Origin of the sequence: Lentilitoribacter sp. Alg239-R112 (assembly GCF_900537175.1) — a bacterium.
Classification (GTDB): Bacteria; Pseudomonadota; Alphaproteobacteria; order Rhizobiales; family Rhizobiaceae; genus Lentilitoribacter.
On the sequence record NZ_LS999833.1, the window covers coordinates 236440 to 255940 of the forward strand.

Sequence of the window (19501 nt, forward strand, 5' to 3'; positions counted from 1 at the left end):
GTCAGATGAACAGATCGCCATTTTTGCCAAAATTGATCTTACTAAAATCGAGTTAGTTAAAATCGGGATATTCGAACTCGATATAGGAAAAGAAGTGATCTGAACCCTGTTTTTTAGGTGAGTTCAAAACATCAACCTTATCAGTTCTTAACTTCCACAATGCTTTAGAACACAGAATATAGTCGATTTGCGCCCACTCATCTTCTCTTGTTCCATCCGCCTTTGGTCGCTGCCAAACATGGGTATCGCGAGGGCGACGAACGGGAGAATTTTCTGCCGTATCAGCCTGCTCGATGACAGAAACGGCATTGGTAACGCCAAGTGCGTTATCATCTGCCAATAGCGGCGCTAAGGCCTCGCTGGCAGGCGTATCATTTAAATCACCCAGGACAACAAACCGATCATTTTCGATATCCATCACAGACGATACAATATCAACGACCTTTCGTGCCTCTGCCTCACGCTTGAGCGTATTGTTGCGTTGTGCTTTTGCGTATTTTCCCGGGTCCTTAAATGGATCAACACCCGTATATTTGGACTTAAAGTGACATATAAAGGCCGTTAGCACGAGGTTCTCGCGATCTTTATCGACGATCTCAACCTGCAAACAATCGCGGCCAAACTGGTAAAGCTTGCCATCAGAGCGGCGGAATTTATCAAACCGATGACTAACGATGCGGCCAATGCGAAAGAGCTTTGTGCAGATCAGGCCTAAATCGATACCGCGCGGATCATTGGAGGGAAGGCTGACCACACCAGTTTTTGGTCCATAATCAGGACCGACACTGGCCTGCACGAAATCAAGCAAAGCGCCAAAGTTTTCAAGTTCCTGCAGGGCAACGATATCAACTGAATTTTTGCCAATGCCGTTGTCACGAATGCGCTGCGCCACATCAAAAGCATGTGATCTTGATTTGGGTTGCGTATTAAAACGCCCATAAGTATCATCACCGACTGAATAAGGATCATCAAAACGATCAAACAAATTTTCTACATTGTAGGTACCAATTCTAAAATTACGAGGCATAAGATTTTCCACCTATGAGTTATTTATGAAATCACACATACCATAAAGTTGTTTATTCACCAATTCTAGGCGGGCCAGATGTCGTTTTTATGAAAGGGAGGTTTGTACTATTTCCCCCTCACCCCCGCACCAATTCCTCGGCCAGAAAATCGAACACGGTGCGCACGCGGGTGCTTAGATGTACTTCTCTATGTGTCGTCAGCCATATGGGATAGGTCAGATTTGTTTGCTCGGGCAAAATGCGGACTACTTTTGGCTCCAGATCACCTAAACGGGCGGGCATGGCGCCAATGCCGACACCCAGCTTGGTCAATTCCCAGTGCACATGGTGCGTGCCGGCAAGTACGGGAAAATTTTTCTCCGTCACGGGTATGCCAACGCTATTGAGATATCGGATCATCTCATGGGAATGATCAAAACCGATAAATTCAGCCTGGGCAAGATCTTCGAACTTTGTAATTGGCGGCAAACTATCAAGATAATCTGGTGTGGCATAAAAATACCCGCGCTCATCATGGATTTTTTTGGCAATCAGGTCATTATCCTCTGGGCGGAAATTTCGGATCGCAATATCCGCCTCACGCTTGCGCAGATTTTTCGGCTCGTTGGATGGCAATATCTCAATTTCGACTTTCGGGTGGATGCGGCGCAGCTTGGCAATGATCGGCGGCAGAACGCTAACCGATGTCATTTCGCTGGCCGTGATACAAACCGATCCTTCCAGCGTTGTGGTATGACCCAAGGCTGATAGTGAGAGCGAACCAGCCGCCTCGCCCATTTTGCGCACATGCTCCAAAAGCTGCTCACCAACAGGGGTCAGCAATAATCCGCGCCCTACCCGTTCAAACAGAACAACGCCCAGCTCTTCTTCAAGCGCGTCCACCTGACGCCCAAGGGTTGGCTGGGTCATGTGGAGCGCTCGCGCTGCGGCTGAGAGCGAACCTTCTTCTGCGGTAGCTAAAAAGGCCCGCGCCCGGTTCCAATCAAAATTGGTGTTTTTCCAATCCATAATGCCCTTTCATCCAACCAACCCATGCAAATATGCATATTAAACTAACATATTTAAGCAATTTACTTTCATATTCGTATTGATAGGATCATGGCACAGCTTAGAAAGCAACCCCAATGCATTGCACTCAACACCCTATGTTTTGCACTCAAATCGTAAGTAGAACCGACCATGTCAGAATTAACCGAACAGATGCCCAAAAATATGAATGTCAGCGCGCCAAAAACCAATCCGAAATTCTGGGATAAAGCATCGGCAAAATATTCCAAAAGCCCGGTTAGTGATCCCGCCGCCTATGCGCATACGCTCGACCGCACACGTTTTTATCTTAAGCCAGATGACCATATGCTGGAACTTGGTTGCGGCACTGGCACAACAGCGCTGACACTATCTGACCAGGTGCGCCACATCACGGCGACGGACATTTCGCAGAATATGCTGGATATTGCCGATCGCAAAAAGCATGAACAGGGCATAAATAACGTCGATTTTGTACAAAAAAGTGTTGAAGACCTGCCCTTTGGCGAGACATATGATGTGCTGTTTGCCTCATCGCTTTTGCACCTTCTGACCGACCTTGAAGATGGTCTTGCCCGTATTCGCCAATCAATTGAACCGGATGGATTGTTTATATCCAAGACGGTTTGCCTTAAAAAGCAAAATCCGATTTTCCCCATTCTTATTCCCATTATGCGCTTCTTTGGTCTGGCACCTTACGTCAATTTCATAACAGGAGACGAATTGGAAATTGCGGTTAAACAAGCCGGATTTGAGATTATTGAATCCGGTGATCACAACACCAAACCCGCCTGCCGGTTTATTGTTGCCAGAGCAATCTAGCGAACCACAAAACCAAGATTAAATAACAATCTAAATTCAGGTCAACGATAAGCCCACCTGCCAGAACCATCTGGCGGGAATGGTTTTCTTGTCCTGCGATTAAACTTGAAAGTCAGAACCATGCAAGCAATCACATACTCAAAATATGGCGGACCGGACGTTGTGCAAATCAGCGAAGTGCCAACCCCGATAATCAAAGATGATCAGGTACTTATAAAGGTGCACGCAGCAAGTGTTTCGTCCGGTGACTGGCGCGCGCGAAGCCTTATCCTACCCAAAGGCTTTGGCCTGTTGGGGCGGCTGATGTTTGGCATATTTGGCCCACGAAAACCTATATTGGGCACTGAATTATCCGGAACAATAGAGGCCATCGGCGCATCCGTTAAAAAATTTAAAATTGGCGATGCCGTCGTCGCATTTCCCGACATTTCAATGGGTGCCCATGCGCAATATTGTGCGATGAAAGAAGATGGTCTGATTGTGAAGAAACCTCACAATCTCAACTTTGCGGAAGCTGCGTCCCTATGCTTTGGCGGCACAACTGCACTTAGCTTTTTGCGCGATAAATGCGGCATACAGCCAAATGAGAAAGTGTTGATCATTGGCGCCTCCGGTTCAACGGGATCTGCTGCGGTCCAAATTGCCAAAAGCTTTGATGCCGAAGTAACGGGCATATGCGGGCCAAACAACGTCGCGCTTGTTCAATCCATTGGTGCAGATCATGTGATTGACTACACGAAAGAAGATTTTACCAAAAACGGTGAAACATACGACATTATTCTAAATTGCAATGGCGAGATAGGTTTCTCAGATGTGGAACACTCACTCGCACCAAGAGGCCGCTTAGGCCTTATTCTTGGAAATTTTAAACAACTATTGGGGCTTGAACGTGCGCCCAAAAAATCGGGCAAGAAAGTAATCCCCGGCGTGGCGATGACAAAGCTTGAAGACTTAGAATTATTGGCTAAACTTGCCGAGAGCGGTAAGTATAAACCGGTAATCGGCCATACATTTGCTTTCGAAGCGGCACAAGAAGCACATGCAATGGTCGATACAGGCCATAAGCGCGGCAACGTTGTTCTGATTATGCAAGAACACCCCTCAGATAATCTAAATATGGCTGCAAATAACGCAGGAGCCAATTGGCACCCGTTTACATAAAACACTTTACAGGTCAATCCTTAAATTTAGGGGGTTCCACTGAGTAGATTTTTCGAAATACTGTTGTAAAAACAATTAGCTAGCTGCAATACTAAATACGATCTTGGGTATAAATCACTATAATAGGTGAGTAATTTTGACCATTTTCGAACATATAATTTTGTTTATCTTTTTGGACTTTGGCAAGTTTGGACTGATTGAAAGGCAGTATCACGCAAAGACCGTATCACAGAAAGGCAAGTTTCAAACATCGTGATCAAAGATATTCAAAATTTGAACATCAACATAACGTATAAAATTGGGAGAACGATTATGACAGTGAAACAACTTACAACATTTGCCACAGCTGCTTCTATTATTGCAATTTCGACTGTGTCTGCAATATCTGGGAGTGCGTCACACAGCGCATCAGATGAAGTGATTGCCAAACAACGAGCAAACCTTGCAAGAAACACTGAAGGCCTTGGCTTTGGCCCACAATCACCTCGTGATCTTGATACAGCGACAGGTAAAAATACACGTTCGTTTGCAACCGCGCCGACTTACGCAGAGATGAACTTGTGCAACATTCACTTCCACGAAAATGCTGAACATAAGGGTGGCGAGTTCACCACATATGCAGGCAATGGTGATGGCAAAGGCTATGGCACAGGTTTTAAGTATGATGGCGTGCTAACAGAGGCTGAACTTACGCCTGCCAAAATGGAGTATGGAGATAAAGGCCATGGCGGTCTTATTCCCGGCGATACAATTGAAACACATTTTGTGCACACAACCGCACTGGTAAAGCCTGGACCTACACTTGGTTCCTGTCTGAGCCCTTCTATTGGCAATCCGCAATTGCGTGTTGAAACTGTTGTTATGGTGCTTGTGAACGATGAAAGTGCTGCGAACTTCATAGAAATTGCCGAGGTTGGCAATATCGACGGGTACGCGCAGGCCGTAAATCTTCCAAATTATCTCGGAGATGCTGTTCAATATGATGGTTCAACAACAGGCCCCGGCTACAATGAAAAAGGCTCGCCATTCCAAGTATCATGGAGTGTTCGTCCAAAGGTTTTAAAAGTGAACATCGAAACAGTTGGCGCTTGGTTGGAAGACAATATCTTTGATGAAGATCACGCCCATGGCGTTCGCAATCTTATTGTGAACCCCGACTTGATCTCTACAATTGGAAAATAGCTAGCGCCCGGAAGCTAGCCTGTTACATTCTTGTAGGTGACCCCCGACAAATACTTAGTCGGGGGTATTTATTTGGAAACAACAACCCATTGCTTGAGCGCAGGATCAAGATCATCACAATCATTAAGCTGCAAGTCACGTGACATAAATGGCCCTGCGCTGCGGCTGGTTTGGCCCGCTGCCAAACAGAGCGCATAATCATCTGTAAGATGCAACTCAGAACTCTCCGCATCAAAGGTGAAGTTCTGCAATGGTTTATTTTCGCAGGCGCTGAGGTGAAATTCGACTTCGACATCACTTGTGGGCACAATTTCCAGACATAGATTATCATAGGCTGCTGACATGATGTGGCCCGTTTCCGGATCATAAATAAATTGCACATCGCTGCGCTCTGTAGAGCCATTTAAAGGCTTGCAGGAATGTACATGTGCCCTGTCTGACGGTCCTCGTCCTACAGTATCAATGCAAAAGCCAAGATTATCCTTCTCATCCAGATTATCTTTCAGATGGATGATAGGCGCAGGCGTTTGTATATTGGGAGGATTGGAATTTGCGGCAACCAAATTTGCACTGACGCCGATAGATGCGATTGCTATGCAGCCCGCCAATAAAACCTTTATCCAGCTCACGTCCGCCACAGCTTTGCCTCCCAACAATGCTATTCTTCAATAGGCTATTTTCTACAATATCTTATTGCAAGGCAAATTAGGGCGGATTATAAAATTTGGCAAGCCTCAGCAGATTTGATGCTTTCACCGCGATAAACAACAGCCACGAACAAAAAGTTTCCAAACATGAACCGGATATTTGCCAAGCAAAAAAATGATGACCCAGAACATCCGGGCCTTATTTTGCAGCGTGCGATGAAAGATCACAACATGACCCCGCTCGCGTTTGCCAAGGCAATTGGTATTTCTAAAATGGAGTTGGAGAAGTTGTTTGATGGCAAAACCAGCATTACCCGTGCCACGGCAGGAAAATTTGGACGCTACTTTGGAAATGGTTCTGGTGCATGGATAAACATGCAGGCACTGTGGGATGAGCGCAAAACATAAGTGCCAATCCAAACACCCTAAACCGCTTTCAAAAAAAAATGGGTTTATCGAGTTCCAGTTTTAAAGATCATTGCAATTGGCCCCCACACCTTTTGCAAGCCCCTTTAGCGGTAAAGCTAAAATAAACCAAACATCAGATAAACCCAAAGTTACCCATAATTTAACATGTATAACTTAACTATCAATACTAATGAAACAGGGTTAACGAGGCGTTAAGTTTTGACTACAACTTTAGGCATCTGCTGGGTAGCGCAGTGAATGCCACCGCCAACCTCACCCAATGCATCAACATTCAGCGTGATGATCTCACGGTTCGGATAATGCCGCGCAAGTGCATCAGCGGCGATCTTGTCCGTTTCATCATCGCCAAACTGGGCGGCAATCACAGCACCATTGCAGGCATAATAATTGGCATAAGATGCCACAAAATCCACACTATCAACGCGGCGAACTTCTGGCTCGGGGATCACCTCAACATCAAGATCGGCCGCTTCTAATGCCTCATATGTCTCCAACGCCGCCATATGGAACGGATCATCTTCATCCAGCTCATCTGGCAAATTGATCAACACACGGCCAGCGCCTGTAAACCGTGCCAAACTATCGATATGATAATCGGTAATATCCTCACCTTTAACGCCCTGCGCCCAAATCATACGCGTCGCACCATAGGCGGCGAGCAATCTCGCCTCAACCTCATCGCGGGAGAGACCCTTATTGCGGTTATCATTCACCCACGAGCTTTCATGCGCCATTAAAAGCCCATGCCCGTCATGCTCCACACCGCCCGCCTCGCCTTGCAGACCGCTGGAAACAAGCGGCACGCCAAGGTGCTGCGCTATCTGAGCTGCAATCTTGCCATCGCGCATATGCACCTGATTGTTGCCCCAACCATTGAACTGAATGTGGCTGATAACAAGCTCACCATTTTGCACAGCAAATAAAGGTCCAGAATCCCGCGCCCACAAATCTTCTGTCGGAATATCCCAAAGCTCCACCCTGGATGACAACAGAGTTTTGGCACGGCGCTGATCCTCTTTGGCCGCGCACAGAATTACAGGCTCAAACTCCGATATAGCATTGGCAATATCAGCAATTGTGCGTTGCAGAATGTCGAGAAACTCCTGATCTGGATGCACTTGGCGATTCACCGGCCATTGCATAAATGTGAGTTCATGCGGTGCCTCTTCGGGCGGAACATGAAGGTGCGAGTGCGAAGCCGCACTGGCTTTATTGATCATATTACCTCTCACCCAGTCACCACCCAAGGAAGCAAACGCTGCCAATGCCGCAGAAGATCTAACAAATTCCCTTCTTTTCATGCATGTGTCCTGTTTGAATCATAGGTTGAGACTAGCAGAATGTGAAATTCTAGGGAACGTGGGGAAATTAAAATACTACCATTCATTATTGACAAATATTCTAGCTTCTAAGCCGCGAGGATACCATTTCAGCTAGCTACATTGCTTGGTTTTGCATGAAGATATACTATCAGAGATTCTTTCACAGTTTTGAGATACAAAGTTAGATACCAAAAATTCGGGATATACAGGTAACTCTATCCAAGATAGATGTGCTGTAGGAGAACAACCAAAAAACTTTTCTGGAGGATATATGACGCCATTCAAAAAGCTACGCAACAAATATCGTATGAGATTTGAACACGCCAAAGGTTACCTATCTGATTTTCAGATATTTTTTGTTCATGATCCATCGCACAGGTTACGAGCTTTACAAGGAATTTTTTCGACTTTTCTGGCTATCATCTCCTTTCTTGTTCTTGTAACTACAAGTGAAGACTCAACTTTTACTACAGCATTTTTTATCGGCTCTATTGCGACTATTTATGGTCTACTTTCCGCCTTAGTTGAAGTTCGATCTCTGGTAAACGAACGTAGGTTCATAGAGTTACGTCCTGGATGGGAAGCGCTCATCCATAAACAAAACTCATTTAGAGTTGACCGGCAAACTGATGTCTTTTTTAAGGAACTTATTCCCCAAGAGAAAGAACACAAAATGGGATTTGTATCAGTAAAAGAAAACTCATGTGATGAGGTCGCCTTTGTCAGCGAAGACATCGATCAAAAACTAACTTCAACTCTAAGGATAGAAATATCCGATATCCAAGTAAAAAAAAGCAAATATGTTGGATCGTTTGATGATCAACAAGACTTCCAATTTAGGTTTTTGCATACGACAATAAAAGGTAGAGAAAGGACGACAAACGATAACAAAGTACGTTTAATCAGCCCGCTCTCGAACCTAGCGGAAAAAGTTGAACTAGAGAAAACTGACTACTTTCGAAGTTTAATTACGAATGAAGCGTTTAGATCATCAATTGAAAGAAGAACAGGACAGAAGAGATTTTATGATGATTTTAAAGGAACCAGATGGTTTCCCGCAATCAAAGAAAATGGCAACTACGTGCTGAAGCAACACAGGATTGACGGAATAAGTGGCCACATTGGTACAACAGGATTTGCACTGTCGTCAGAAGGAAAACTGATGTTTGCTAGGCAACGAAAAAAGAACTACATATCTGGTGGAACATTAGTATTTCGCGGGTCTGGCTCAATGGACTGGTCAGATTTACTCGAAGCAAAAAAAAGCAACAACTTCAAAGAAGTAATAAGCCGTTCTATAGCGAGAGAGTTAGTTGAGGAGGTGGAAAGTAAGCAAAATAAAATACAGCTATATAAAAAAAGGAAGTTAATCGAGTCGATAATTCCACGTATAATAACGATTGGATTTTTTAGATGGGTTGACCGCTGCGGAAAGCCGGAATTCTTGGGAGCGGTTCGACTCCCTGACAACTTCAGCATTTACGATTTTGACGATTTCGAGGTAGGTTATCATGAAATTATAGATGATTTGAAACCTCTTCAATCTGACAAAGATGTGGTTGACCTATATGAATATATTCGAAGCCAAACAAAGTATGCTATTGGATTAAGCACTCTCCTCGCAATACGGCGGGCTGCGCAGATTTGCTCCTATACCAGACGTTCCTCCCCAAAAGAACGTGAAGTAAAATTACGCTTCCTTCAAGCCTTAAAGCTGGATGAAACCTTTTAAATAGATGATTTTTCACCTCTCAAAGCCCCATAATTTTGCCAAAACGCTTAAATCTTCCCTCAAAAACCCTAGCTGTTTGCTGATGGATTTGTTGCTGGTTAGGCCTCTGACATTCTTGCAATATTGGGTGACGTTCAGGCTTTCGCCAGCGATTTTTTGGATGCGGAGTATGGCTTCCATCGGGCTTTTTTCGTTTATGCCATCTGCTTTGAGTTCGCGGTTTGCATTGCGGATCAAATCGCTGGCATGCATTTGTTTTTCGCTCAGCGTCATGGGCGCTGTTGAACAGTCCACCCGTTGGCGTGAATAGTCGATGGCTTGTCCCGTTTGGCCTGTGCAAACCAGATGTGCGGCCAGATATTTATGCCCTGCCAAAAACTGCGCTTGTGAGATTTTGCCGCGAGAGTGCAATTGCAAAAGCGGGTTATCCGACACACGGCGTGTCACCCGCTCTGTGTACTTTTTGCCATTGTGTGTTTTAGCATTTTCATTATAGGGGCAATCGACCTCTGTTTTGATAAACTGGCTTTTTAAGTTCCCTGTCGGGGTGTACCCCCTCCGCGCCTCTTGATTTAAGGCCTGTTCTGTCGTTGCATTTTTCTTTTCTTTTTGCGCTTTTCCACCACCTAATGATGCCTGATTTTGAACTCTCATACATAACTCCTACGCTTTACTTTTACGCTTTTATCTGCCTGAACTTTTGACTAAATGACCTGTTGGCAACTTGTTAGAACGCGATATTTTGATACGGTTTTGACCATCTCCACCAGTTTTTCGCACTCGCCTTTTTTGGCAAATAAAAACTGCTCTTTTACCGGTTGTTGCGGGGATAGAAAAACCAAAATAACCAATACAAACATGATGTTACTTTCTTTGTTTTAGACTTTGAATCTCCTGCTTAAAACTTTGAATCAAATGGCCTATTTGCCGGGCATCAGTGACAATTGATAGTGGTAGTGACAATGGGTTGAGCGTCGGTCACCCTCGCGCTTTTTAGCATCGACCACAGGTGCTGCGCAGCACATCATGGTGGCGCCGGCGTCCTCATCCCCATCAAGGCACCATGAGCACTGGCCACGTTCGAGCGTCATAAAGGGTGCCGGATCATTTTTGGGCGTATATTTTAGCCCATTCACAGATGCAAGATTTGTGGCTTTCTTTGCATTGTTGCGGGCTTGGCGTTCAAACGTTTTTTGACCAGCAGATGCTATATTTGGCGTTTTTGCCATTGGTCCCGTTCTGGGCCGAGAGCGATGTTTATGGATAAATTGAACCCTCTTTTCCGGCACATCATCGGGGCGCAATTTGCGCAAGCGATAGAGCCTGCCGGAAACCATGGCCTTGCTAACACCCAATGAGATGGCAATTTGCGTATAAGTCTGATCGGCCTTCAATCCCTCCAAAATCATCTGATCCTGCGTGTCGGTCCATGTGGATACGCCCATGCTATGAATTCTCCTCTTTTTGATGATCGAAGTCTTGCGCGATGGCTGTGCCAGCACGTGCGACATTCGATGGGATTTTATGATGATCGAAGTCTTGCGCGATGGCTGTGCCAGCACGTGCGACGTTCGATGGGGTTTGATATCGGTTTAAAAAATGGGTTTTCGGCAGAAGGTATCTGTTTGTTTTCGGCTCGCCGATTGTCCCCAGTTCTGCCCGCTCATTCTGCAAGCGGATAAATGCATGACGATTGCGCATATGGATCATGATCTCGGCTAAAGCAGGCGGAAAAGACGGCGCTTGGCGCTTGACCTTGCCCAGCCGAAACCTGTCAACAACGTGCGCTACGATCTGAATATCGAAATCAGAAAAAGCCTCGCAATAATCTTGCAGCGTATGCTCATCCACATTCTTGCCAGCGGGAAAAGCACGAAAAAGCCGCGCAACCTGGCTTAGGATAGCCATCTCGTGGTTTTGCGGTTCAGTCATCATGTTGACCACCCAGATTTTGCCCCGCGGCAATATTACGAGACACGCGCTGAAGCGGCGTTTCTGCTTTTACATAGCCATTGGAACTCTTTTTATAAGTCTTCTGATTCTGGTTCTGGTAATTGGCATCGCTCGCACTATGCGAAGGATAAGTCGGAGCAGGAATATTGCTTTGATTTTGCTCGCTATTTCTCCGCGCTTTGGCCCATTTTTGCTGCGCGGCATCGCTTGCTTTTTGAACACGATTCATGCGTTCATTCAGCTCTTTTTGAACGCGCCTATTGCTCAATGCTCCGTTGTGATCGGTTAGTTTTTTCTCAACAATCAGATTGTTGATGATCTTTTTAAATGCAGCGAAGGTGCAACCACAACGCCGGGCAAGCCGCGCATCCTGCTTGGCACCACCGCGCATAAGCTGACCATCATTTTCATACATCATACATACAAGCGTGATGTAAACGCCCGTTTCTGCTGGTGTCAGGCCACGCGTACCAGACAGCCAGTCAGAGGGATAAAACTTAAACCAAGGATCACTCATGGATGGAAAACCTTACTCAAAAATACGCAACAAACGAAGACAACCCGCGCGAAGCTTGAAGACAGGAGACAAAACTCCAAACAACGCGCGGGAGTTTGGCGAAGGCACCCCCCGCCTGGCTTCATCTGATCTTGCTTGGTTTCTGGGGAGGAGGTTTGCAAAAGATGAAGCGAATTGAGAACTGGTGCGCATAATCTTGGCTTGCAGATTAACAGCAAACTTACCTAGACATATTTTCCTATCAATGGGTAATGTATATAAATTATGCGTCATACGTTAACGTATATACGTATAAAATACGTTTGACAAGTATGAATATTCGTATATGTATTTTATATACGTTTAAGCTATAATGAAAGATTGGCCATTCAAATGGACTATATCCAGCTACTTCGCATCATGCTTGATGACACAACACAGGAGGATTTGGCGCGAGATCTTGGCACCACGCAAGCCACCATTTCGCGCTGGCTGTCCGGGCAAGAGCCGCGTGGATCTGCTATCGAACGCATCCGCGCGCTGGCCCGCTCACGCCGCCTGGCCAATAGTTCAATAACGAGCGAAACAATGGCTGATGAGCATTTAGGGACAGATGATATTGCTGAAAGAGCTAAGCCAAGCGGCTTTTCCGACAGTGGGTTTTTTGATGGTGATCTGACCAGACCTTTACATGCGCCCAAGCGCGGACAAAATAAACCTCGTCATACTGCATCTAAATCAGGCTCAAACCGCAACACCGTTCACGAAGGCGGAGATATAGCAAATTTCACCATTCACGCCGGTATGGGCAATGGCGGAACCTTATCAGTGCAAGTTGATGAAGATGGCATGGCGATAGACCCGTCTGATAGCGATGGTTTTTGGTCTTTTCCCGAGCAGGTAAAAGCTGGATGGCGGGAGATGACCAAAACATATGCCATGCCTGTGACGGGCGATTCTATGGAGCCCACGCTGACCAATGGCTCATATGTCTTTGTTGATACATCCCACAACTACCCCTCCCCGCCAGACCTATATGCGGTGAACTACGGTCATGGGCTGATGATCAAACGGTTGGAACTTTTGCCAGAAGACCGCGTCAACGTTATCTCCGACAACGAACGCTATTCGGATTTTGAGTTTCACGCCTCGGAAGTGGAAGTCTATGGCCGCGTTGTCGCCAGCTTCCAATGGAGGGGATAGTTCAAAGCGCACGTGTTGGCGCAAGCCATCTCGCAAGACTTTGAACCACTAGAAATACAAATTTGTTACGCAAATTTGCGACTTTTCGCCAAAAGGTTATTGCGAAGCGATATACCGAGAGGCGACTAGGAACTCTCAGCACAAGCCATCTCGCATGGCTGGGCCACTGCCTGCGGTCCTATTGCGCTTTGCCGGCGCGGATATCGGCCAAAATCTGTTCCGCAATCGCAAGATTTTTTTTCGTCTGCTGATGTTGATAGGGCGCATTGTCTTTACGGCGTTCTTCCAGCGCCAGTTTAAATGCAGCAATCGATTTTTTGGCCATGGCTTCGTCATTGTTCATTCGCGCAAGAACTCCATAGGCGATACCAAGATTGTTTTGCGTTCCCGCCCAATCCAGCAGAACTTTATCCTGCGTCCATTCCTCAAGAGCCGCACGATAGGCCGCAACCGCCTGATGCAACAGGTCATCATCAGAGGACCGCTCGCCAAGCGCCTGAAGCGCATTGCCAAGATTGTTTTGTGTCGTCGCCCATTGGAGCGGCACTTTGTCTTGCGTCCACTCCTCAAGAGCCGCGCGATAGGCTGCAATCGCCTGATGCAACAGGTCATCATCAGAGGAACGCCCGCCAAGCACCTTTAGCGCATTGCCAAGATTGTTTTGTGTTGCCGCCCAACCCAGCGGCACTTTGTCTTGCGTCCGCTCCGTCAACGCTGCACGATAGGCCGCAACCGCCTGATGCAACAGGTCATCATCAGAGGACCGCTCGCCAAGCGCCTGAAGCGCATTGCCAAGATTGTTTTGTGTCGTCGCCCATTGGAGCGGCACTTTGTCTTGCGTCCACTCCTCAAGAGCCGCGCGATAGGCCGCAATCGCCTGATGCAACAGGTCATCATCAGATGAACGTTGACCAAGCGTCCGTAGCGCATTGCCAAGATTGTTTTGCGTTCCCGCCCATTGGAGCGGCACTTTGTCCTGCGTCCGCTCCGTCAGCGCTGCACGATAGGCCGCAATCGCCTGATGCAACAGATCATCATCTGAGGAACGCACGCCAAGCACCTTTAGCGCAGTGCCAAGATTGTTTTGTGTCATCGCCCAATCCAGTGGCACTTTGTCTTGCGTCCACTCTGTCAGTGCTGTCCGATAGGCGTCAATCGCCTGATGCAACAGATCATCATCTGATGAACGCTCGCCAAGCGCCCTTAGCGCAGTGCCAAGATTGTTTTGTGTCATCGCCCATTGGAGCAGAACTTTATCCTGCGTCCATTCCTCAAGAGCCGCACGATAGGCCGCAACCGCCTGATGCAACAGGTCATCATCAGAGGACCGCTCGCCTAGTTCCTGTAGCGCGTTGCCAAGATTAACTTGGACTCCTGCCCAAGTGTCCGGATCATCATCACGCGGAGAAACTCTCAAAAGCACCTCCCAACTATCGATTGAATTCTTCAGCCATTTTGGATCGCTCGCATATTGCCCAAAGTCGTAAAGCATTGCTGCTTTATTCCAGAGATAATCGCGTTTGAGCTGTAGATTATGCGCCACCTTTTCAATGGCTTCATCATAAAGCGCGGCTGCCTCATCCACATTCGATTGCGCCTGGGCCATTTGCGCTTCCAGCACAATCATCTGCGCTGAATTTTCTTTCTCCTCATTAAAACGTTTTTCTGTGCGAGCATCATATTCGCGTCGTGCGGCTCTCAACTCGGTTTGCGCTTGCTTGAGATCAATGGCTTGATGATTTTCCAGCGCGGCTCGGGCTTTATCCAAAAACGGTCCGATTTCCGGCACGTCGTTGGAAAGGCGCGACAGGCGCTGATAATCGGTTTTAACCTTCTCCAGTGCCGCCTTGGCCACATCCAGCATTTGGCCAAAATTCTGCGGCGCAACGTGCTGATCCAGCACACCTGCAATGAGGCCCAGCAACTCGTTTAAGGGGAGTTGAAACTGGTCAACAAGCGTCTGGAACTCCTGCTCTGGCGTGAGATCACTTGATTTTAAAACACCAATGCGCTCAAGCTCATCACGTATCGCCTTCACATCTTGCCCAATCTCATGGATCACGAGGTGAATATTTGCCAAAGTTGATGCCATGTCGGTTAAAATCTCAGGCGCGATGTCTTTGAAATTATCAGGATCAAGAACAGCGGCCTTAAACCCTGATTCAAGCGAGGACTGAATGAAAAGATAAGGCAATGCTTGGTTTTGTTGTTCGCTGAATTCTTCGTCAACACCTGCCAGTCCGGCAAGTACTTTACCTGCCATCGTGGCAGCAAAACCATCAGGGTTTTTAACAGCATCAGCAATATGCGGAATTTCAAACTTGCAAAGTGGTAGTTTTTCTCGGAAATTATTCTCAATCCGCGTCAATTCTTCCTCAATGTCAGAATTTTCGCGATAACGCTGTGCAAAGCCTTGGCGATTTTCAGCAAGGGCTTTTTCGACCGCTTTTTGCAGGGTGGCACTATTTTTGCCAAATCTGGCTTTGTTGGCATTGTAGTAATCGTAGAGTTTTGCCGCACCCAACAGCACCGCCGCCCCTGTTGCAAATGCTGGCGCAGTTGCAAATATGCACGAGGCACACACAAGCGCAGTTGTCGCCTCGGTTCCTGTTTTAAAGATTTTGCTCTTCATCCTCGCCTTCCGCACCCCGCATCTTACCCCGGCAGCTTAACGTAAAGTTGTGGGATTTCAACTGTGAAGATCAAAGCGCGAGGCCGCGCATGGACGCCATTTCTGCTGATGCTTTTGACATGCATCAATGACAATTGCCGCGTAAATTGTATATTATTGGCAATCAGCGCAAGGAGCCACGTCGATATGCCGGATTATATCACACTAACGCCTGACACATTGCCGGATGCGCATATTTGCTGCGCGATTTCTGACAAGAAATGCACCCAAGGATATGGCGCGAAAAAGGGCTGGTTATCGGCGCAATATGCCCACGGATACAGATTTCGTCGGCTGGATGAACGCGGCAAAGTGTTCATTGAATATGGCCCGGGCGATGCCGCATGGATGCCTGTTGTCGCCCCGCAATGGATGGTAATGGGCTGCTTTTGGGTTTCAGGCAAGTTCAAAGGCAGTGGGCATGGCAAAGCATTGCTGCAAGATGCATTAGATGCTGCCAAGGCAAAGGGGTATGCCGGGCTTGTCTCGATTGCTGGCAAAAAGAAAATGCACTTTCAAAGCGATGGAAAATGGCTGTTACGACAGGGTTTTAAGGAAGTTGATACGCTTAATACGGGCTTTAGCCTGCTTGCACTTACAGCAGAACCGGGGGCAGAAGCCGCACTACCGGCCTTTGCACAAAGTGCACGTGACGGATTACCACCAGATACCAAGGGCGTGAGTGTATATTACTCCAACCGTTGCCCATTTACTGATTATCACATCAAAACATCACTCAAAGAAACCTGCGAGAAGCGCGGATTAGATTGGACTGCCCACAAATTAGATACGTTGAAAGCTGCCCAAAACGCCCCCACACCGGCAACAATCTTCTCGCTATTTATCGATGGAAAATTCATCACCACCGATGTGAGCGTGTGCATGGACAAGCGGTTTGACAAGGTTGTCGAGAAGGCACTCAAGTAAGTTCATCGTAAATTAAAGCGTGAAAAACCGCGTAGATTCGCCAACTTAAGCAAAACCCGCTAAAATGATGAAAAACAATGTGGGGATTGATGGCAAGTCCAAGCCTTGATGATCTGACAGACATCGCTATCAGCTTTAATGAGGCTGTTCTTAATCAGGATATGTGGGAACCTTCGCTGCAGAAGATGGCGAACCTATTTGGTGGTTCTTTCGCTACATTTGAGTTGATCGATAAACGACACGGCCACTCCATACAACATTTTGATAGCTCTGAGATCGAAATCAAAGACAGCTATATCCAACATTATATGCCGATTAACCCGCGAATTGCTTTTGGGAACAGAGCCGGTGCGCCGCAGATCATGCATGATAATATCTTTATGGCTGAAAAGGAGATGGATCACCATGAGTTCTATGCAGATTTTTTGCGCCCCTTTGATCTCCGGTATTTTATAGCGTTGAAAGCCTTTGAAACCAAAGGCAAAGTGGGCATTATCTCAGTTCAAAAAAGCGCACGTAACGGTGTTGCAACAAAAGACGAACTTCGGGCATTTGAGTATATCGCCCCCTCTCTCAAAAGCACTGTTAAACTGCATGTTCAACATGGCAAAATGCTCACTCGAATGCAAGGTTTTGAAAACGCATTCGAGATTTCTGACAGGGGTATTTTACTACTAAATGAAGATGGCCAAATCAATGAAATGAATGCAACCGCTATCTCTATCTTTAGAAAAAATGATGGTCTTACCTACGCCAAAGGCAGATTACACTGTTCAAGTGCACAAATTGGCAAAAAGTTGGATAGCGCTCTGCGACAAGATGATTCCGATGATTTTCATAAGCACCGCGCTCAAAACTTCCTCATACCGCGACCATCTGGTGATGCCCCCTACCAGATCAGCATTCAACCAATTACCGCTCATCAAGAAAACCGCCGCCAATCTGGCAATGGGTTCATGATTTTAATCACCGATCCCACGCATAGCCACACGCTTGAAATCAACGAACTTATGGATGGTTTTGGCCTTACCACCGCAGAAGCAAATGTGGCGTTGATGATTGCCAATGGCAAAACCGCGCAAGAAATTACTGCCGAATTATGCGTAGCACTACCGACAATTCGTACACATATTCAACGTGTTATGCAGAAAATGTCAATTAACAGGCAGATTGATATAGCGCGAATTTTAACCCGCTACATGTAAGGCCTCATTAATATTGATGACTACTTAGGCCGAGAAATCAGGAATAGTCCCTCTCGAACGACTATTTATTGAGGAGGGAATTTATGAAAATTCATCGCGCCGCACCAATTTTTCTTTTCAGTTTTGCGCTTGCTGCGTGCACAACATATGGCTCGCATAAAAAAATCGGAACATACTCCTATAGCGGCAAAAAGTACGATATTTATGAGGCAAAAATTGATACAGAAAGCCGAGATGACGATGAAAAGACAGTTCGGTTTATTGTCGACAAAGGTGTTGCGCCACCTGATCGCCCGGGTGGGAAGATAATTTCATCATGTACCTTTGAAGAAAAAACTGCTGACGCAGATACCATAGCACGCTGCAACAAGAGATTTACCGCTGCTATTGAAAAGAGAGAAAACCCGGAGGAGTCCAGCGGCGATGATGGCGGTGGCATGTACTAATATTTCGCTCGACAGCTAAAGCTTTTAGCCAGCGTTTACAGCCATCAAGCTTTAACCGTTGGCTGAAACATTTTCTTCTCTACACTATTTAAAGGCTAAAATTTACCTGAGCCGCGTTTGGGTTTAAATTCCTGCTTTTTATTTATCGCAACTAAGGTAATATTGCGAAAGATATTTGATTTTGCAGGGTTTGGCGATGGCTGAAATGAGGGATTTAAGCTTGAAATCCTTAGAGGTGTTTCAGGCATGTGCGCGTTGCGGTTCTTTAAGTGCAGCAGCAAATGCAATGGCCATTTCCACAAGTACGATTACCCACCATATCAAAAAAATCGAAAACCACCTCGGCATTGAACTCTTTGATCATGGCAAAAAGCCTTTGAGTTTAACATCAACGGGAGAGAGCTTTCTTGCCGAAATTGAACCCGCGCTGCAAATATTGCGACAAGCGCAAGCCAATGCGAATGCCGAAGTCATGCAGTCTGGCCGCCAATTTCGCTTTGGTGCTATTGAAGATTTTGAAACAGAAATCGTGCCTGATCTGGCGGTTTTTTTAAATGAAAAACTGCCGAAAATGGATTTTTCCTACCAGATTGAAACCAGCCTGACCTTGCTGGATATGATGCGTGATCGCGCCTTGGATATTGGCATTATGGCAAGACCATCTGCACCCATTGCCGCCATGACATATCAACCGATCCTACGTGATCCATTTGTTATAGTTGTGCCCGAAAGCTGTGATTTTGATGCAGAGCAATTTTTATCCGGTGAGACAGATATCCCCTATCTGCAGTTTCATCATTCGCAAATGATCTCCCAGCAGATCGAAGCGCAATTGCAGCGTATGCAGATCAAGCTGCCAAAGCGCATGCGGCTGGGAAATAACGCCACCCTGATGGCGCTTGTTGCTGCGGGTTCCGGCTGGGCTATCACCACGCCGCTACTATATGCGCACAGCAAGCGCAGCCATGGAAATGTACGTCTTGTTAACATACCAAAGCAGCAATTTGCGCGAGAAATTGGCATATTTTCCAGCGATGACTGCCCGAACCAGATGTTAGAGATGGTGCGTGCCAGATTATATGAACTTTTGCATCTTCACGCCATTGAACCAGTGCATACAACTTACCCCTGGCTGAAGGATCATTTTACCATCATAAATTAGAAAATCATTTTCGAATTTATTGCGCATGGGAAACATTGCTTGAATTGGTCTATCTTCACTTTTAACTGGCGTCATAGATTTATGATTTT

General features: G+C 46.4%; 19 protein-coding genes. 10 read left to right on the top strand and 9 right to left on the bottom strand.

Features of this window, described 5'->3' with window-relative positions:
• Nucleotides 1-52: 52 nt before the first annotated feature.
• Both G3W54_RS01350 and G3W54_RS01355 read right to left on the bottom strand, forming a co-directional pair.
• Nucleotides 53-1027: an endonuclease/exonuclease/phosphatase family protein gene (locus G3W54_RS01350; protein ID WP_162651364.1), complete on the bottom strand. Its 975-nt coding sequence runs from the start codon at nucleotides 1025-1027 to the stop codon at nucleotides 53-55.
• Nucleotides 1028-1145: 118 nt separating this feature from the next.
• On the bottom strand, nucleotides 1146-2036 hold the full coding sequence (locus G3W54_RS01355; protein WP_162651365.1) for a LysR family transcriptional regulator: 891 nt from the start codon (nucleotides 2034-2036) through the stop codon (nucleotides 1146-1148).
• 171 nt (nucleotides 2037-2207) lie between these two features.
• Between G3W54_RS01355 and G3W54_RS01360 the strand changes: the two genes are divergently transcribed.
• The 3 genes from G3W54_RS01360 (at nucleotide 2208) to G3W54_RS01370 (ending at nucleotide 5219) form a co-directional block, all read left to right on the top strand.
• Nucleotides 2208-2876 carry a class I SAM-dependent methyltransferase gene (locus G3W54_RS01360; RefSeq protein ID WP_162651366.1) on the top strand — a complete coding sequence of 223 codons (669 nt, stop codon included), beginning with the start codon at nucleotides 2208-2210 and terminating at the stop codon, nucleotides 2874-2876.
• Between the two features lie 120 nt (nucleotides 2877-2996).
• Nucleotides 2997-4037, top strand: a complete 1041-nt coding sequence (locus G3W54_RS01365) for an NAD(P)-dependent alcohol dehydrogenase (RefSeq protein ID WP_162651367.1) — start codon at nucleotides 2997-2999, stop codon at nucleotides 4035-4037.
• A gap of 312 nt (nucleotides 4038-4349) precedes the next feature.
• A complete protein-coding gene (locus tag G3W54_RS01370; protein ID WP_162651368.1) occupies nucleotides 4350-5219 on the top strand; it encodes a delta-class carbonic anhydrase in 870 nt (289 codons plus the stop codon).
• Nucleotides 5220-5287: 68 nt separating this feature from the next.
• On the opposite strand, the gene G3W54_RS01375 is transcribed toward G3W54_RS01370, so the two are convergent.
• Nucleotides 5288-5857, bottom strand: coding sequence for a ricin-type beta-trefoil lectin domain protein (locus G3W54_RS01375; protein WP_162651369.1), 570 nt, complete (start codon nucleotides 5855-5857; stop codon nucleotides 5288-5290).
• A 156-nt stretch (nucleotides 5858-6013) separates the two neighbouring features.
• On the opposite strand from G3W54_RS01375, the gene G3W54_RS01380 reads away from it, so the two are divergent.
• A complete protein-coding gene (locus G3W54_RS01380; RefSeq protein ID WP_162651370.1) occupies nucleotides 6014-6274 on the top strand; it encodes a HigA family addiction module antitoxin in 261 nt (86 codons plus the stop codon).
• Between the two features lie 212 nt (nucleotides 6275-6486).
• On the opposite strand, the gene G3W54_RS01385 is transcribed toward G3W54_RS01380, so the two are convergent.
• A complete protein-coding gene (locus G3W54_RS01385; RefSeq protein ID WP_197742765.1) occupies nucleotides 6487-7596 on the bottom strand; it encodes an agmatine deiminase family protein in 1110 nt (369 codons plus the stop codon).
• A 292-nt stretch (nucleotides 7597-7888) separates the two neighbouring features.
• Here G3W54_RS01385 and G3W54_RS01390 point away from each other — a divergent pair, with 292 nt between their 5' ends.
• On the top strand, nucleotides 7889-9349 hold the full coding sequence (locus G3W54_RS01390) for a hypothetical protein (protein WP_162651371.1): 1461 nt from the start codon (nucleotides 7889-7891) through the stop codon (nucleotides 9347-9349).
• A 12-nt stretch (nucleotides 9350-9361) separates the two neighbouring features.
• Here the strand turns inward: G3W54_RS01390 and G3W54_RS01395 are convergent, their stop codons facing one another.
• The 4 genes from G3W54_RS01395 to G3W54_RS01410 form a co-directional block, all read right to left on the bottom strand.
• Nucleotides 9362-10003, bottom strand: a complete 642-nt coding sequence (locus tag G3W54_RS01395; RefSeq protein WP_162651372.1) for a hypothetical protein — start codon at nucleotides 10001-10003, stop codon at nucleotides 9362-9364.
• 266 nt (nucleotides 10004-10269) lie between these two features.
• Nucleotides 10270-10794: a hypothetical protein gene (locus tag G3W54_RS01400; protein WP_162651373.1), complete on the bottom strand. Its 525-nt coding sequence runs from the start codon at nucleotides 10792-10794 to the stop codon at nucleotides 10270-10272.
• A gap of 1 nt (nucleotide 10795) precedes the next feature.
• Complete coding sequence (locus G3W54_RS01405) at nucleotides 10796-11284, bottom strand: hypothetical protein (protein WP_162651374.1); 489 nt, start codon at nucleotides 11282-11284, stop codon at nucleotides 10796-10798.
• Nucleotides 11274-11819: a DUF1376 domain-containing protein gene (locus tag G3W54_RS01410; protein ID WP_162651375.1), complete on the bottom strand. Its 546-nt coding sequence runs from the start codon at nucleotides 11817-11819 to the stop codon at nucleotides 11274-11276. Before G3W54_RS01410 ends, G3W54_RS01405 begins: the two co-directional genes overlap by 11 nt.
• Before the next feature lie 372 nt (nucleotides 11820-12191).
• Here G3W54_RS01410 and G3W54_RS01415 point away from each other — a divergent pair, with 372 nt between their 5' ends.
• Nucleotides 12192-13001: a S24 family peptidase gene (locus tag G3W54_RS01415; RefSeq protein WP_162651376.1), complete on the top strand. Its 810-nt coding sequence runs from the start codon at nucleotides 12192-12194 to the stop codon at nucleotides 12999-13001.
• Between the two features lie 178 nt (nucleotides 13002-13179).
• Here G3W54_RS01415 and G3W54_RS01420 read toward each other — a convergent pair whose 3' ends face one another.
• Nucleotides 13180-15633 (bottom strand): tetratricopeptide repeat protein, encoded by a 2454-nt coding sequence (locus G3W54_RS01420; protein WP_244627806.1) that lies wholly within the window; start codon nucleotides 15631-15633, stop codon nucleotides 13180-13182.
• A gap of 63 nt (nucleotides 15634-15696) precedes the next feature.
• Between G3W54_RS01420 and G3W54_RS01425 the strand changes: the two genes are divergently transcribed.
• The 4 genes from G3W54_RS01425 to G3W54_RS01440 all read left to right on the top strand — a co-directional run bounded on the left by G3W54_RS01425 (nucleotide 15697) and on the right by G3W54_RS01440 (nucleotide 19412).
• On the top strand, nucleotides 15697-16599 hold the full coding sequence (locus tag G3W54_RS01425) for a YoaP domain-containing protein (RefSeq protein ID WP_197742766.1): 903 nt from the start codon (nucleotides 15697-15699) through the stop codon (nucleotides 16597-16599).
• Nucleotides 16600-16688: 89 nt separating this feature from the next.
• On the top strand, nucleotides 16689-17804 hold the full coding sequence (locus G3W54_RS01430; protein ID WP_162651377.1) for a helix-turn-helix transcriptional regulator: 1116 nt from the start codon (nucleotides 16689-16691) through the stop codon (nucleotides 17802-17804).
• Between the two features lie 83 nt (nucleotides 17805-17887).
• Complete coding sequence (locus tag G3W54_RS01435; protein WP_162651378.1) at nucleotides 17888-18250, top strand: hypothetical protein; 363 nt, start codon at nucleotides 17888-17890, stop codon at nucleotides 18248-18250.
• A gap of 196 nt (nucleotides 18251-18446) precedes the next feature.
• A complete protein-coding gene (locus tag G3W54_RS01440) occupies nucleotides 18447-19412 on the top strand; it encodes a LysR family transcriptional regulator (RefSeq protein WP_162651379.1) in 966 nt (321 codons plus the stop codon).
• Nucleotides 19413-19501 lie beyond the last annotated feature (89 nt).